The organism is Arthrobacter sp. CJL-S3 (assembly GCF_056711635.1).
This window is the reverse complement of sequence record NZ_CM160046.1, coordinates 3,460,276-3,474,901: the sequence shown is the minus strand read 5'-3', so window position 1 is coordinate 3,474,901 and position 14,626 is coordinate 3,460,276. Positions and strand designations below refer to the sequence as shown.

Annotated in this window: 15 protein-coding genes; 9 read left to right on the top strand and 6 right to left on the bottom strand. The window is 68.2% G+C overall.

What is annotated here, in order from left to right:
• Positions 1-67: 67 nt before the first annotated feature.
• Positions 68-1,342, bottom strand: a complete 1,275-nt coding sequence (locus AC06G6_RS15895) for a M20 family metallo-hydrolase (protein ID WP_479823586.1) — start codon at positions 1,340-1,342, stop codon at positions 68-70.
• 298 nt (positions 1,343-1,640) lie between these two features.
• On the opposite strand from AC06G6_RS15895, the gene AC06G6_RS15890 reads away from it, so the two are divergent.
• Positions 1,641-2,615: a LacI family DNA-binding transcriptional regulator gene (locus AC06G6_RS15890; RefSeq protein ID WP_479823584.1), complete on the top strand. Its 975-nt coding sequence runs from the start codon at positions 1,641-1,643 to the stop codon at positions 2,613-2,615.
• Positions 2,616-2,636: 21 nt separating this feature from the next.
• Here AC06G6_RS15890 and AC06G6_RS15885 read toward each other — a convergent pair whose 3' ends face one another.
• Positions 2,637-3,575: a phosphatase PAP2 family protein gene (locus AC06G6_RS15885; protein ID WP_479828718.1), complete on the bottom strand. Its 939-nt coding sequence runs from the start codon at positions 3,573-3,575 to the stop codon at positions 2,637-2,639.
• A 166-nt stretch (positions 3,576-3,741) separates the two neighbouring features.
• Between AC06G6_RS15885 and AC06G6_RS15880 the strand changes: the two genes are divergently transcribed.
• Both AC06G6_RS15880 and AC06G6_RS15875 read left to right on the top strand, forming a co-directional pair.
• Entirely contained in the window at positions 3,742-5,094 is a 1,353-nt protein-coding gene (locus tag AC06G6_RS15880; protein ID WP_479823582.1) for a glycoside hydrolase family 32 protein, read from the top strand.
• 249 nt (positions 5,095-5,343) lie between these two features.
• A complete protein-coding gene (locus AC06G6_RS15875) occupies positions 5,344-5,760 on the top strand; it encodes an ester cyclase (RefSeq protein WP_479823579.1) in 417 nt (138 codons plus the stop codon).
• Positions 5,761-5,826: 66 nt separating this feature from the next.
• On the opposite strand, the gene AC06G6_RS15870 is transcribed toward AC06G6_RS15875, so the two are convergent.
• Complete coding sequence (locus AC06G6_RS15870; protein WP_479823577.1) at positions 5,827-6,030, bottom strand: hypothetical protein; 204 nt, start codon at positions 6,028-6,030, stop codon at positions 5,827-5,829.
• A 194-nt stretch (positions 6,031-6,224) separates the two neighbouring features.
• On the opposite strand from AC06G6_RS15870, the gene AC06G6_RS15865 reads away from it, so the two are divergent.
• The 5 genes from AC06G6_RS15865 (at position 6,225) to AC06G6_RS15845 (ending at position 9,334) form a co-directional block, all read left to right on the top strand.
• Positions 6,225-6,764 carry a DUF6993 domain-containing protein gene (locus AC06G6_RS15865; RefSeq protein WP_479823575.1) on the top strand — a complete coding sequence of 180 codons (540 nt, stop codon included), beginning with the start codon at positions 6,225-6,227 and terminating at the stop codon, positions 6,762-6,764.
• Between the two features lie 14 nt (positions 6,765-6,778).
• A complete protein-coding gene (locus AC06G6_RS15860) occupies positions 6,779-7,579 on the top strand; it encodes a class E sortase (protein ID WP_479823572.1) in 801 nt (266 codons plus the stop codon).
• A gap of 3 nt (positions 7,580-7,582) precedes the next feature.
• Complete coding sequence (locus AC06G6_RS15855; protein ID WP_479823570.1) at positions 7,583-7,738, top strand: hypothetical protein; 156 nt, start codon at positions 7,583-7,585, stop codon at positions 7,736-7,738.
• A gap of 60 nt (positions 7,739-7,798) precedes the next feature.
• Positions 7,799-8,734, top strand: coding sequence for an o-succinylbenzoate synthase (locus tag AC06G6_RS15850; protein ID WP_479828716.1), 936 nt, complete (start codon positions 7,799-7,801; stop codon positions 8,732-8,734).
• 78 nt (positions 8,735-8,812) lie between these two features.
• Positions 8,813-9,334, top strand: a complete 522-nt coding sequence (locus tag AC06G6_RS15845) for a MarR family winged helix-turn-helix transcriptional regulator (protein ID WP_479823568.1) — start codon at positions 8,813-8,815, stop codon at positions 9,332-9,334.
• 26 nt (positions 9,335-9,360) lie between these two features.
• Here the strand turns inward: AC06G6_RS15845 and AC06G6_RS15840 are convergent, their stop codons facing one another.
• Genes AC06G6_RS15840 through gadC form a run of 3 tightly spaced genes read right to left on the bottom strand, consistent with a single transcriptional unit; the run spans position 9,361 to position 12,596 of the window.
• Positions 9,361-10,707: a M20/M25/M40 family metallo-hydrolase gene (locus tag AC06G6_RS15840; RefSeq protein WP_479823566.1), complete on the bottom strand. Its 1,347-nt coding sequence runs from the start codon at positions 10,705-10,707 to the stop codon at positions 9,361-9,363.
• Between the two features lie 3 nt (positions 10,708-10,710).
• Positions 10,711-11,157: a hypothetical protein gene (locus AC06G6_RS15835; RefSeq protein WP_479823564.1), complete on the bottom strand. Its 447-nt coding sequence runs from the start codon at positions 11,155-11,157 to the stop codon at positions 10,711-10,713.
• Positions 11,154-12,596, bottom strand: a complete 1,443-nt coding sequence (gene gadC, locus AC06G6_RS15830; RefSeq protein WP_479823562.1) for a glutamate/gamma-aminobutyrate antiporter GadC — start codon at positions 12,594-12,596, stop codon at positions 11,154-11,156. The genes AC06G6_RS15835 and gadC overlap by 4 nt, the downstream gene beginning before the upstream one ends.
• A gap of 195 nt (positions 12,597-12,791) precedes the next feature.
• On the opposite strand from gadC, the gene AC06G6_RS15825 reads away from it, so the two are divergent.
• Complete coding sequence (locus AC06G6_RS15825) at positions 12,792-13,940, top strand: response regulator (RefSeq protein ID WP_479823560.1); 1,149 nt, start codon at positions 12,792-12,794, stop codon at positions 13,938-13,940.
• Positions 13,941-14,626 lie beyond the last annotated feature (686 nt).

Sequence of the window (14,626 nt, the reverse complement as noted above, 5' to 3'; positions counted from 1 at the left end):
AGGAGTGGCGTGCTGCTGGGTCGGGGAAGCTCAGGTCGGGCCGGCCGGCAGGTCCGGCTGGTTCGGGTCAGGGCTGCGGAGCCAGCTCGGTGCGGTCGAGCAGGGGCAGCGTCTGCGCCAGGGCGCCGACGCCGGTGGCAATGTCCGCGAAGTCGGTCCATTCCTCCGGGCAGTGGCTCTTGCCGGCCCTGGACGGGACAAAAATCATGCCCATCGGCGCCAGCGCCGCCATGTGAACGGCGTCGTGGGTGGCACCGCTGGGGATGGGCATCCATGGGATGCCGATGGCATCGGCGGCCGCCGCGGCGACGTCGTGGATCCCGGAGTGCGCGTGCACCACGGTGTTGTCGGTGGACCAGTCGAACTCGACGTCGACCCCCAGGTTCCGGGCGTTGGCCAGGATCTCCTCGGCCAGGCGGCCGCGGACCCCGCTGAGCCAGTCGTTGTCGACGCTGCGGACTTCGCTGATCATCCGGACGAGGGACGGGACCACGTTGGGCGACCGTGACTCGGATTCGACCCGCGTGGTGGTGGCGACCCCGTGGTTGGGGGCTCCGCAGCCTTCGCGGCGGACCGAGAGCACCGCTTCGGCCGCGGCGACCATGGCGTCCTTGCGGTCATTCATCGGCCGGGTGCCGGCATGGTCGGGGCTTCCCGTGAAGGTTGCGACGAGCCGCTCGATCCCGGTGATCGCGGTAACGATGCCCAGCGGCAGCTGGCGCTGTTCCAGCGTGGGACCCTGTTCGATGTGCAGCTCGATGAAGGCATGGAGCGGTGCGGAGCGGGCCCAGCGTGTCTGAAGCACGGCCCCGGGATCGAGCCCGAAGTCCCGGTAGGCCTGCCCGAGGCTGACGCCGCGGTAATCCTGCCGGTCCAGGTCGGCGCGGGTCAGTTCGCCGGCGATGGCCCTGCTGCCCAGGCAGCTGAGGCCGAAGGCATTGGATTCCTCGCCGAGGAAGTCCACGACCAGGAGATCGCGGCTGAGCCGTTGTCCGGACTCCCGGAGCAGCTGCACGGCCTCCAGCGCGCCGAGTACCCCGACGACGCCGTCGAAACGGCCGCCGCCGTCGACCGTGTCCGTGTGTGACCCGGTCACCAGCGCCGGGGCGTTGGGATCGGTGCCCGCGAGCCGGCCAACGATATTGCCGGCCGTGTCCACCTGGACCTCCAGCCCTGCGGCGGCCATCCGTCCGGAAACCCACTGCCGGGATTCCCGGTACGCCTCGCTGAACACTTCCCTGGTCCAGCCTGGCCGGGTCTCATCCCGGTACGTGGCCAGTTCCAGGATGCCTTCACCGAGTCGTTCGGCGGCATCCTGGCTCTGATCGGTGAGATCGAGCATCGGGCTCCTTCGTCGAGCGTCGGTCTTAGCCTGCGGGGTCTGGTGCAATCGATTGCGTTGTGCCGGTTGCAGGACAATGCGGAGGGGAATGTTTCGTACATCACACTAGAATCCTGTTGTTTCGTCAAGGTTTCTTAGCGAATAACATTTGATGATCCCGGCCGGCGCCGGGAAACAACGCAAACCTTTGCATGAATTTCCTCCGGATGGATCTAGACTTCTGGGAACACCAGAAGGGGGCACCGCCATCGCCGACTCACCCGCACCCGGTCGCTCCAAGCCCGTCACGCTGGCCACGGTGGCCCGCCACGCCCAGGTGCATGTCTCCACCGCCTCCCGGGCGCTCAGCGAGGACCCCGCGGGGATCAGCACCGAGACCGTCCGGCGGGTGCGCGAGCTCGCTGCCATGCTCGGCTACCACCGCAATCTGGGCGCCGCCGGGCTCCGGACCGGAACCTCCCGGCTGATCGGCGTGCTGGTTCCCCGTCTGACCGACCTGGCGCTCGCCACGATCTACGAGAGCATCGACGCGACGGCGGAGGCGGCCGGCTACAGCACGGTGGTGGCGAACACCTACGACGATCCCGGGCACCGCCGGGCCCGGCTCGACGCCATGCTGTCCCGGCGGATGGACGGGGTGATCATTGGGGATTCGCACATCGGCGACACGGCCGGGTACGAGCTGCAGAGCCGCGGCGTCCCCTATGTGCTCGTGATGCGCCGGCTGGAGGGGCATCTGTCCGTGGCGACCGATGACGAGCTTGGCGGCCGACTGGCCGCGCAGCACCTTTTGGAGCTCGGTCACAAGCGGGTCGGCGTCATCGCCGGGGATCTGCTGGCGAGCACCGGACGGGAACGGTCCCAGGGCTTCCGGCGCGCGTTCGAGGCCGCGGGCTATCCGGTGGAGGACCCCTATGTGGTGAGCACCGGATTCGGCACCGCTGCCGGCCGCGTGGCCGGGGAGCAGCTGATGGCGCTGCCCGAGCCGCCCACTGCGATCTTTGCCGTGGACGACCTGACCGCCCTGGGTGCGATGGGCGCCATCCGGGCCGCCGGAAAACGGCTGCGCGAAGACGTGGCGCTCATCGGCTACAACGACCTCCTGCTGGCCGACAACCTGCCCGTTCCGCTCACGTCAGTGCGTTCGGACCTGAAGGCCATGGGCCGGCTCAGCGTCGAGGCCCTGCTGCAGGGGATCGCCGGCAAGACGGCGAGTTCAACGCTGCTCCCGCCGGTCCTGGTGCCGCGGGCGACGACGGTGGCTGATTACTAAAAGGGTCCGGGGCGGCGCCGGTCAGCGGCGGGCGCCGGTCAGCGCCCGGGGTGCGCTCCGCCGTCGTGCCGCATGCCCGAACAGCCAGACGCCGGCGACCGTGGCGAGGTAGCCCGCGATGACGATCAGCGCGGTCCCGGCCCAGAAGTAGTGCGTGGTGCTGCCCGCCAGGCCCGCGCCGGCGGCGACACTGAGCAGCGAGAACGCGGCCACGGCGGCCGCGGCGAGCCCGGCCAGCAGCGGCAGCGCGAGCCACAGCGGGGAGGAGGCCCAGTGCCGGCCGTAGCCGTCCCAGACGTTCCAGCGCGGGCCACTGCGGATGATCAGCCAGCCCGCCGGGAGCATAAACACGGCCACGACGAGGAAGGCCGCCACGACGTCGGCGGGCCGGTGCCACTGGTTGATCAGTGTGGACACCCCGGTGGCGACGGCGAAGCTGCCGCCCAGGAACCCGGCGAGCGGCCGCCAGCGCGGGGAGACCATCAGGAACACCGCCGCCGCGGCCGACGCCGCCAGGGTGGTGTGGCCGGACGGCAGCGAGTTCAGCTCCAGGGTCTCGATCCCGCGGTAGGGCCGGTCCGGGACGATGGCCTTGAGGATCTGGGTGGCGACGTTGGCGCCCACGCAGGCCGCCACGGCGATCCCGGCGGCCGTCCAGCGCCGCTTCAGCACGGTGACGATTAGGACCACCACCGCGGAGATCAGGAGCGACAGCGCGGGCAGCGAGTCGAGGAGCTTCGTGGCGGCCTTGCCGGCGGTGCCGTGGGTTTCGACCGCCTCCACGAGTGCCGATTCGTCGATGAACTGGCCCGTGGTGGTGCGGACGAAGAAGATATAGGTCCCGGCCAGCGCCGCCATGCTCACGAGCGTGGCAAGCAGGAACAGGAACCCGGTGCCCCGGCCCTGGCGTGCTTCGGGCGCGCGGGAAGGCGGCTGCAGGTACTCCGGAGCCGGCTGCATGGTGGGGTGTTCCTGCCGAGAAATCATCGATCTCAGGTTCCCACAGAACCCTGCGAACTTTCTGAGGGCCCACCGCCGGGCAGATGAGGGCGGATGCCGGGAGCGCATTCGCCCGGATCTGCCCGGCGGGCAGCCCTCCGCCCGGCGCGCGGGTAGTGTTTTGGCCATGGACACCGCGGCGCACCATCCGGACCCAGCCTTCCCCCGCTTCCACCCGCGGCCCGCGCAGGGCTGGATCAACGACCCCAACGGCCTGAGCTACGCGGACGGCCGCTACCACGTGTTCTTCCAGTACAACCCGGACTCGGCCCGGCACGAGGGCATCTGCTGGGGGCACCTGAGTTCGGCCGACCTGGTCCGCTGGGACGAGGAACCGGTGGCGCTGAAGCCCCAGCCCGGCGGGCCGGACGCGCTGGGCTGCTGGTCCGGTGTGGTGACCGACGACGGCGGCGTCCCCACCGCCGTGTATTCCGGCGTCGACACCGTGGGCGGGCACTCCCGCGTGGTCCTGGCCCGGGCGGATGCCGCGCTGCGCAGCTGGACCCAGGAGGGGCACGTCGCGGCCGAGGTGCCCCCGGACCCGCAGGTCACCGCCGTGCGCGATCCGTTCCTGTTCAGCTTCCAGGGACGCCGCTTCGCCCTGCAGGGCGCCGGGCTCGCCTCCGGCCACGCCGCGGTGCTGCTGTACAGCGTGGAGGACTTCCGCAACTGGCGGTACGAGGGGATCTGGTTCAGCTCGGAGGACCCGCTCGCGGCCCGGCACCTGCCCGCGGAGATCTGGGAGTGCCCGCAGCTGGTCCGGCTCCCGGACTCCTCCGGTGCCGAAACCTGGGTGCTGATGGCCTCGCTCTGGCTCGGCTCGGACGAGCACGACCACCCCAACGGTGTCGGCTACCTCCTGGGCTCGCTGGCGGCGAACGGCAGCGGGCTGCCGGTGTTCACCCCGGCGTCGGGCGGGAAAGCGGACCTGGGGCGGGAGTTCTACGCCCCGCAGCTCCTCGCGCTGCCGGACCGGGCGCTGCTCTGGGCCTGGTCCGGGGAGGCTGAGGACTCCGAGGACCGTCCCGGGCGCAGCCAGGCGGAGATCGACGACGCCGGCTGGGCCGGGATCCTGACGTTCCCGCGCCAGCTGTCCGTGCACGGCGGGGTCCTCGCCGTCGAGCCCGCCCCCGAACTGCTTGCCTACCGCGGCGACCGGCTGCGCCACGGCGCCGCGGGCACGTTCGCTGTTCCGGCGGAGTCGGAGGTCCGGGTGGCCGGGGGAGAGGGCACGCTCCGGCTGGTCCTCGTCTCGGCGGGGCAGCGGCGGACCGTGTTCTCCGACACCGTGGCCGGCGGCGATGAGCTGCGGATCTTCGTCGACGCCTCGATCGTGGAGGTCTACCGCCACGGGACCGTCCCCACGACGCTGCGCGCCTACCCCGGCCCGGGCGAGGAGTGGCAGCTCGAGCTGCCGCACGGCGCCGCGGCGGACGTCTGGGAGCTCCGGCAGCCGGACCGGGCGGACCTGTCCCCATAGACAAGGGTCAGCGTGACTCAAAACGGGATCGACTGTCCTGGACCTGCCATAACTTCATCCACGAGCGTGTTCATCCCGCTGGAAATCCCGCACAAATGGGGCCAAAACCGAAGCCGTTGACACCCCTCCCCGCCCGGCGTGTACTGGAATCGGCGTCTGCATTAGCAGAGGCCAAGCCACGGAGCGGCCTGACCTTTCCGTGAGGCCGCCAAAGATGGAGGTCTAAAAATGGGACAAGCACGCGATGCAATGGACCGCTTAACCGCAGCCGTGACGGCGAAGGACAAAGAGACACAGGCAGCGTGTTACTCAGCTGATGCGGTGGCCTTCACGCCCGAGGAGGGCAGGCTCGTTGGGCCTGAAGCCATCAGCAACTACCTGTCACAGTTCGGGGAATCTTTCCCGGACATCACCTACGAGTACGCGGACAGGTACGAGGCCGGAAATGTGGCGATCGATGAGGGCTTTGTCGTCGGAACCAATACAGGACCGCTGATCATGCCGTCCGGCGAAAGCCTGCCTCCCACCGGAAAGAGCATCCGGGTCAGGAGCTGCGACGTCGCCCACGTCGAAAACGGCCTGATCACAGCCCACCACTTCTACTTTGACCAGATGGAGTTTCTCGGACAACTCGGGCTGCTTCCTGAATCCCTGTCCAAGCCCTGAACACGCACCGTGGAGGCCCGCGGCGCGTGAAATGCGCTAAAGAGCGGTCAACTCCACAGGCGTCTTCTAGACGTACGGATTGGTGTGGAACACACCCTCAATCCCGCCGTCGGCCGGTCGGTCGTTTTTTGCCAGGCGTCGAAACCGTCTGGCGCCGCGGCGGTCATATTTTCCGCATTTCGTGCAGTGCCGGAACAGGGCGCCGTCCGGGCCCGCTTGGGCCAACCAGTGATGCCCCAGGTTCACCTTGCAAAGCAGCGTCGTGAGCATGATGCGTCCCGTCCTAAGGGCCGGGCCGGTGGCGCTCAGACCCGCACCATAGCCACTCGTATTCTACTGCGGGGCGCGTCCGGGAGCGGAGTGTGGCCACCTCCGGGAGCTGAGTGCGGCCACCTCCGGGAACGGAGGAGCGTGAGCACGTCATCGGCAGAGGAACGCTGGCCCCGGTATGAAAGGATGTTCCGGTGACCTCCCCTGCCCCCGCCCCGCTCCGCAGCTCACGCGGCCGCCGGTTCAGCGGCCGCCGTCACGCGGGGCTGGTTGCTCTGGTTCTGCCGTTGGTGATCGGGATGGCGGCGTGTTCGGCCCCCGCACCCACCATCACTTCCAGCCCGGCTGGTTCAACCGGCCCGTCCGGCAGCGCCCCGGCAGCGGCCGGACAGGCAACGTATGCCGCCTCTCCGGGAGTGACGGGTGCGTCCTCGGCCGCCCCGTCCGGCGTTTCCGCTGCAGTCGAGGCGGCGCTGCAGACGCTGCTGGCTTCCGCCCCGCAACCGAGCACGGCGCAGGTCCGCGAGAGCCTCTCCGCGGCGGGATTCGCCCCGGCCGCCGTCGAGGTGTCCGCCTCCCGCACCCCCACCGGACTGGCCGCGGACGCCGTCGAGGTCGGGGTCTTGGGCGAAAACGAATGTGTGATGGCGCAGCTCCGGTCCGGGACTGTGGCAACGTCAGTCTTGCCGGTTCTTCCGAACGGGCGATGCTTCATCGGCAGCGTCCAGCGGTAATCAACAGGAGTGGCATGACGAACGTACTGAACCGCCGCGCCGCCGTCGCGCAGGAAAAACGCCGCAACCGCCCGCGGCGCTCGCTGATGGTTGTCCAGGTGATCGGCGAGCTGCTGATCACGCTCGGCGTGATTGCCGTGCTATTTGTCGCCTGGCAGCTGTGGTGGACCAACGTCGAGGCGGACGCCGCGCAGGGGGCTGCCGTGAAGCAGTTCGTCCAGGAGCACCAGGCGCCCATCCCGGATTCGTCGGCTGCGGACCCGGCGAACCCGGCGGTCCCCGCCGACCCCGCGGCCACGCCGGTGGGCACGGCGCCGGCCCACGGAACGGCCATCGGGGTCATCTACATTCCCCGCTTCGGCGCCGACTACAGCCGCCCGATCATCGAGGGCACCAGCAGCGACGTCATCGACACCCTGGGCCTGGGCCGCTACGCGGGCACGGCGATGCCCGGCGCCGTCGGGAACTTCGTCATGGCAGGCCACCGCCAGACCCACGGCGCGGTCCTGGACAACATCCACACCCTGGTGCCCGGGGACAAAATCTACGTCCAGACCGCCGACGGCTTCTACACCTACGTCTTCCGCAACCAGGAGATCGTCCTGCCGGACCGGACCGACGTGATCCTGCCGGTGCCGACCCAGCCCGGGGCGGTGCCGGAGCAGCGGCTCCTGACCCTGACCAGCTGCAATCCGCTCTTCGGGTCCGAGGAGCGCATCATCGCCTACTCGGCCTTCGAATCCTGGCAGCCGCTCAGCGCAGGGCCCCCGGCGCCCATCGCCCAACAGCTCGCCGCTCTGCAGGGGAAAGGCTAGACCATGTACCTTTGGCTGTTTCAGCACCTTCCCGGACCGCTCTGGCTGCGGATCCTGCTCTCGGCCGCCCTCCTGGCGGGGGCGCTGTTCCTCCTGGTCGAGTTTGCCTTCCCCTGGCTGGCCGACCTCACCAACCTGACCGACGCGACGGTGGGCTGAGAAGTGCAGCTCCCCGACCTGGAGGAACTCCTTGCCGGCGCGCACGTGGTGAGCCTGCCGATGCGGGTGAAGTTCCGCGGCATCCTCCAGCGCGAGGCCCTGCTGCTGGACGGGCCGCTGGGCTGGGGCGAATTCTGCCCCTTCCCGGAGTACGGCGACCCGGAAGCCTCCCGCTGGCTCGCCGCCGCCATCGAGGCCGGCTGGCAGGGCTTCCCGGAGCCGCTCCGTGAGCTGATTCCGGTCAACGCCACGGTCCCCGCGATCGCCGCGGACCGGGTCCCGGAGATCCTCGCCCGCTTCGGCCGGGTGGACGCCGTCAAAATCAAGGTCGCCGAGCCCGGGCAGTCCCTGAACGACGACGCCGCCCGGGTCGCCGCGGTCCGCGCCGCGCTCCCGGACGCCGCGATCCGCGTGGACGCGAACGGCGGCTGGGACGTCCCGACCGCCGTCGCGGCACTGACCCGGCTGGCCGCCGTCGGGCTCGAATACGCCGAACAGCCCGTGCCGGACATCGCCGGCCTCGCCGAGGTCCGCCGTCGGCTGCGCGCCGCCGGGGTCCCGGTGCTGATCGCCGCGGACGAAAGCGTGCGCAAGGAGGAGGACCCGCTCAAGGTGGCCCGCGCCGGCGCCGCGGACCTGATCGTCGTGAAGGTGACACCGCTCGGGGGAGTGCGGCGCGCCCTGGACATCGTGGCGCAGGCCGGGCTCCCCGCCGTCGTCAGCTCGGCGCTGGACACCTCCGTGGGGATCCGCGCCGGACTGGCGCTCGCCGCCGCGCTGCCGGACCTGCCGTACGCCTGCGGGCTGGGGACCGTGTCGCTGCTCGCCGCCGACGTCACCCGGGACTCCCTGGTGCCCGACGACGGCGCCATCCGGGTCCGCGACATCGCCGCCGATCCGGGGCTGCTGGCCGAACACGCGGCCGCGCCGGAACGCCGCGAGTGGTGGCTGGAACGCCTGCGCCGCGTCCACGCGGTGCTGGCCGCCGACCGCTGACGCCCGGGGGTGCGGGTAAAGTGGTTGCGGACGCGGCGATGTTGCCGCCGGAAATAGCTTTAGAACGGAAGATTCGTCATGACCACCCCGGTACCCCAGCAAGTTGACGAGCTGGCCAAGGCCACGCCTGCGGAGGGCCCGAACGCGACCCACCAAGCCGGGCTGCTCCGCATTGTCCAGGGCCTGCGGCGGGTTGATACCGGGACCTACGCGCTCCGCATCCGGCTGGCCGAGAAACTGGGGATCGGCACGATCGACATCAACGCGATGGCATTTGTGGGCGAGGTCGATGGCCTCACCCCCAAGGACCTGGGCAAGACGCTGAACATCACCACCGGCTCGGTCACCGCCATGGTGGACCGCCTGGAAGCCAAGGGCTTTATGGTCCGCAAGCCCAACCCCACGGACCGGCGCAGCGTGCTGCTGCACCTGAGCCCGGAGGGGACTGAAGCGATGCAGTGGGCCAACGACCACTTCGCCGCGGCCGCCGGGGCCCTGCTCCAGGCCTCCTCCGAGGAGAACATCGTCGACATCGCCGAGTTCCTCGAAGGCATTGGCCAGCGCCTGATGGCCGCCGCCACGGACCCGGAAGAGGACTAGGGCCGCGCCGGTCACGCCGGGCGCGGCTAGCCGGACCGGGTTGCGTAGTTCTTGAGGAACAGGGCCAAGGAAGTGGCCATGGCGCTGATCTCGCCCGGATCGACGCTCTCATTCGGTGCGTGGATGAGTGCCTGGGGTTCCTCGACCCCCAGCAGGATGATCTCCGCGTCCGGATAGGTGTCAGCGAAGACGTTGCACAGCGGGATCGATCCGCCTTGCCCCAGCGTGGTCATCGGACGCCCGTAGGCCTCCAACATTGCGGCACCCATGGCTTCAAAGGCCGGCCCGCCGACTGCGGCTTGGAAGGGGGACCCGATGGCTTCCAGGTCCACTGCGACGTGGACTCCCCATGGCGCGGCGTCCCGAAGGTGGTCAGCCAGTGCCGTGTGGGCGTCGGCGGCGGCCATGCCCGGTGGGACACGCAGGTTGAGGCGCGCAGACGCCCGCGGCACGATCGCCGCCGTCGAACCCGTCACCGGCGGGCAGTCGATGCCGAGGACCGTGACGGCCGGTCGCGCCCAGAGCATGTCGGAGACGCTGCCGTCGCCCAGCAGACTGACGCCCTCGAGCACGCCGGCGTCGGAGCGGAACTGTTCGGGCGGATAGGGTGCGCCGGCCCAGGTCTGGGTGTTGTCCAATCCGGTGACCGTGGTGTTGCCTTGTGTGTCCCGCAGCGAGGCCAGCATCGAGATCAGTGCCGCGAGCGCGTCGGGGGCCGCACCGCCGAACATGCCGGAGTGGAGCTCGGATGCCATGGCCTCCACTGTCACCACGACATTGACCATTCCGCGCAGGGTCACGGTCGCGGCGGGGTGTCCGACGGCGGCGTTGCCGGTGTCGCACACCAGGATGGTGTCGGCGCGGAGCAGCTCGGGGTGGCTCGCGACGAATGCCTCGAGTCCGCCGGTGCCTTGTTCCTCCGACCCCTCCACGACCAGCTTCAGGTTCACCGGTACCTCGTTGCCGAGCGCTCTTAGCGCGAGCAGATGCGCGAGGATGTTGCCTTTGCAGTCGGCGGCGCCCCGTCCGTACCAGCGTCCGTCCACCTCCGTGAGTTCAAAGGGCGGGGTCCGCCATGCTGAATCATCGAGGGGTGGCTGCACGTCGTAGTGCGCGTAGAGGAGCACAGTGGGCGCACCCGGGTCGGGTCCCGGTCTCGATCCGACCACCGCGTCGGACCCGTCGGGCGTCCGCTCGAGGCGGGCATCCGAAAATCCGAGCGCGGCGTATTTGTCGAGCACCCACTGGGCGGCCTTGGTGCATTCCTCCGGGGGGAACTGCCGGGGGTCTGCCACCGACCTGATGGCCACGAATTCGGCGAGTTCGTCCCGTGCCGGCCGCATCAGGTCGGCGATGCGGGAGTGCAGGTCCACGGCTCACGCACCATCCGTTTGGACCGTTTTGAGGTCGTCGACGAACTGCTGGAAGTCGGCCAGCTCTTCCGGGCAGTAGATCGTGATAATCGCGAGCTGGCCTTGGGCTATTCGGGCGTTCGCAATCACCGGCCTGCTTCCAGGCCCGGTGGCCCCGTTCGACAGTTGGCTCAGGAAGGTGGCCCGGCTCAGCGCGTCGTTTGGATTCGCGCAGACCGCGCCGCCGTCGTCGCCCAGCACCCGGGCGATCTGTTCGCGCCGGGGGGCCGTCCCCCCGGCCGCCTCGATCGTCACAATCAGCTGGTCGGCTTTCTCCAGGGCCTGCTGGGTGTCCCTCGCCGACTTGAACATCAGCAGCGCGATAACAGCGAACACCACGAGCAAGACCATGGACACGATGTAGGTGACAGAACGACTGCGCTTGGTGGAGGACTCCATATGCGTGCTCATGCCTCGTGCACCTCCGTCTGCGTCTCTTGGTCAGGCAGCTTCCAGGAGGGCTTGCGCAGCTTGTAAAAGAGGAACGGTACCAGCAGACCGAGCCCCAGTGCGCCGCCGCCGACGATCAGGAAATAGACAATCGGATCGCCGTTGCCGAACTGCGACGGCGGGACGAATCCGACGAGAAGAGCGGCAAGGGAGGCCGCGAATCCGACGCCGCACAGCCCGACCAGCATCGGCGCCCGGTAGCCACGCGGATGGTCCGGGTCGTTGCGGCGCAACCGGACTGCGGCCACGAACATCAGCAGGTACATGATCAGGTACACCTGCGTGGTGATCACGGAGAAAATCCAGTACGCGCTGGAAACATCCGGGATCAGCGCATATCCGAGCGCGATCACGGTGGTGACGAGTCCCTGGATGACCAGGAGGTTCTGCTGTACGCCGTTCTTGTTCAGTTTTTGCAGGAACGGCGGGAGGTAGCCCTCCTCGCGGGAGATCAAGAGCAGGCCCTTCGACGGGCCCGCCAGCCAGGTCAGCATGCCGCCGAGGGCGGCGGCGACCAGCATGATTCCGAGGATCGGTGTCAGCACTTGCAGGTTGAATGATGCCAAGACCGCGTCGAAGGCCTGCATCACACCCGCAGTGAGGGACAGTTCCTCGGCCGGGACGATCCAGCTGATTGCCAGCGCCGGCAGAATGAAGATGAGCAACACGAGGCCCATGGACAGGAACATCGCCTTGGGGAACTCCTTGGCCGGGTCCTTCAACGAGGACACGTGCACCGCGTTCATCTCCATGCCGCTATAGGAGAGGAAGTTGTTCACGATCAGCACCAGGCTGGCCAGCCCGGCCCACTGCGGGAAGAAATTCGCCGCGGTCATCGGGGCGGCCGATTCATTGCCCTGCCCGAGGAACATGATGCCCAGGACGACGAGCAGTGTGCCCGGGATCAGGGTTCCGATGATCAGGCCACCGCTAGCCAAACCCGCGACGCCCTTCGTGCCCCGGGATGAGACGTACACGCCGGCCCAGTAGAACACCACGATCACCAACGCTGTCCACACGCCGTTGCTGGCCAGCGCCGGGTTGAAGACATAGGCGAGGGTGCTAGCGACGAACCCCAGCAGGGTCGGATAGTAGAAGATTGTCATCGCGAACTGGCACCACACCGCCAAAAAGCCCATCGGCTTGGAGATGCCAGCCGCGACCCATTTGTAGATGCCGCCCTTCCACCCGGACGCCAATTCAGCGGCGACAAGCGAGGTGGGCAACAAAAAGACGATCGCGGGAACCAGGTAGAGGAAGACGGAAGCCAGGCCGTAGACGGCCATGGTAGGTGCCGCTCGCAGGCTGGCCACCGAACTGGTGGTCATCAGCGCCAGGGCAATCCAGGAGATCCACACGGCCGTAGGCACCTTCGGCCGGACCAGTGCCTGTTCGCTCACGGCAGCCACATCCCGGGGTGTCCCGTGGTCGGTGCCACGGGCCAGGCGGGGCTACACCGCCTGGGGCAAGTAGTTGACGGTTTGAACATGCCACTGCCCCCTTGTCACTAAATGTGCTCGGTGCCTACAGCATGGACCTTGGAATAAGTCGGGAATAGCACTCATCTCCTCTTTACATGAGATCGCCGGGGTGCTATGTTTCCCCGCTTCGGATATGGACACGTCAGAAAGACCTCCGGAGGCACTGTTTCGGGCATTGCTTATTGGCTGGACGCCTTTTCAGGTTTAGCGTGGGGCGTACAGGTCGGCCAGTGCGCGCATACATGTGCGCTGGAGGGGGACCGGTCGGGTTTTTTCCAGCAACGTTTTCGGTCTCAGGGACGAAGGAACGTAATGGAGATGACGCCTGATTCCGAAATCCGCCCGCAGCACCCTTTGACCGGCCGGGGCGTGTATTTGCTGGACGACCATGAGGTCGTCAGGCGAGGCCTGCGCCAGCTGCTGGAGTCCGATGGGCTCAGCATCGCCGGGGAGTCAGGGTCCGCGGGCGAAGCGATCCGGCAGATTCGTGCCATTCGTCCGGAGCTGGCCATTCTTGATGAGGATCTCACCGACGGTTCCGGGGCCGAGGTGTGCCGAGCCATCGCCGCGGCGGACCCGGCCATCCGGTGCGTGCTGATGACCGGTGACTGCGACGAGCCCGTGCTGACCGATTCCATTCTGGCCGGCGCATGGGGGTGTCTGTCCAAGCAGGATGACAGCAGCGAGCTTCTCAGGCTCATCCGCCGCGCCCTGACAGGGCATACGGCATACAGCGGCAGGTTCCGGCCCGCGCTTGTTGCCCCGTTGGTCCGGCGCGGGACGCAAAGCCCCGATGAGAGACTGTGGACCCTAACGAGACAGGAAATGAATGCCGCCATCGGACTGGCGAAAGGGCTGACCAACCGCCAGATCAGCCAGGAAATGTTCCTGGCAGAAAAGACCGTAAGGAGCTTGACCTCGACCGTGCTGAGGAAACTCGGCATGGCGCGCAGAACAGAGGCCGCCGTCTTCATCACCAGGGCGCTGAATTCTGCGGAGGACCATTCATATCGTTCTAGCCCGTTTCCGGACCTCATCGCGGAGGTCACGGCAGCGCTGGTGGACTGCATCAGCGAGTCCGGGACCGTGCCGCCGACGGACGAAGTGCGGGCACGGGGGGCCCGTCGGCTTGCCGACGCGCATACCGCGATTCGGATCGGCCGGAGAGGACCCCGCCGGCTGCCGGTAACCCGGGACGCCGGCTGCGACGGTCCGTCGGAGTCCCTGGTGAAGTCGATAATTCCAGCGCGGTGCATTCCCTGAAAATTCCCGGCTGAGTACCACCGGAATCACCTTCCCCGGATGAGGTCCGCGCCGCGGGCACTGAGACGACGAGACGGAATTGTCTCACGTCGCCCCTGAACGCGATGGTGCTCCGGTCTCCACGTTGACTGAAGAGAACATCGGTCGCCCTGTAGTCCAGGAGCGCTCGTTCTATATGCTCCCGGGACGCCCCGCTGCTAATGGAGCCACCCCGGTCGTAAGATCTTGTCATCCTCCCACTTTGCGGTTTCGGCTACTCCTTCATATGTCAATAACTCTGCGCCTGCTGTGGCCGGACGGTTCACGTCGTGACGGCTCCGAAGGATTGGCCGCCCTCCCGGACGTCGGGCGGTCCGCCGACCAGGGGTAACCACAGCAGCCACTCACCAGCGACGGACCGCCGTCGGCGCCACCAGCCACGACCTGCCTTTGACGCCGCGCATCCCGGGACCATGGAACGCTCCCGCCAGCACCCTGGGGGTTGGTGCACGCGACCGCGGTCGACCTGGCGATGAAGCAATCGGGACGTCGTCGGCGGTGCCCCGGAAGTAAAATAAAGGCAGGCCGGTTTCGGTATCGGTAGAGCAGCAGACGTCCCCTTGCCCTCCAGATCTCTCCCGCCGGACCATCGCCGGTCGCGAAGCCGCGATGCCTCTGCATTCGCACGGGCCGCGATGCTTCAAGGA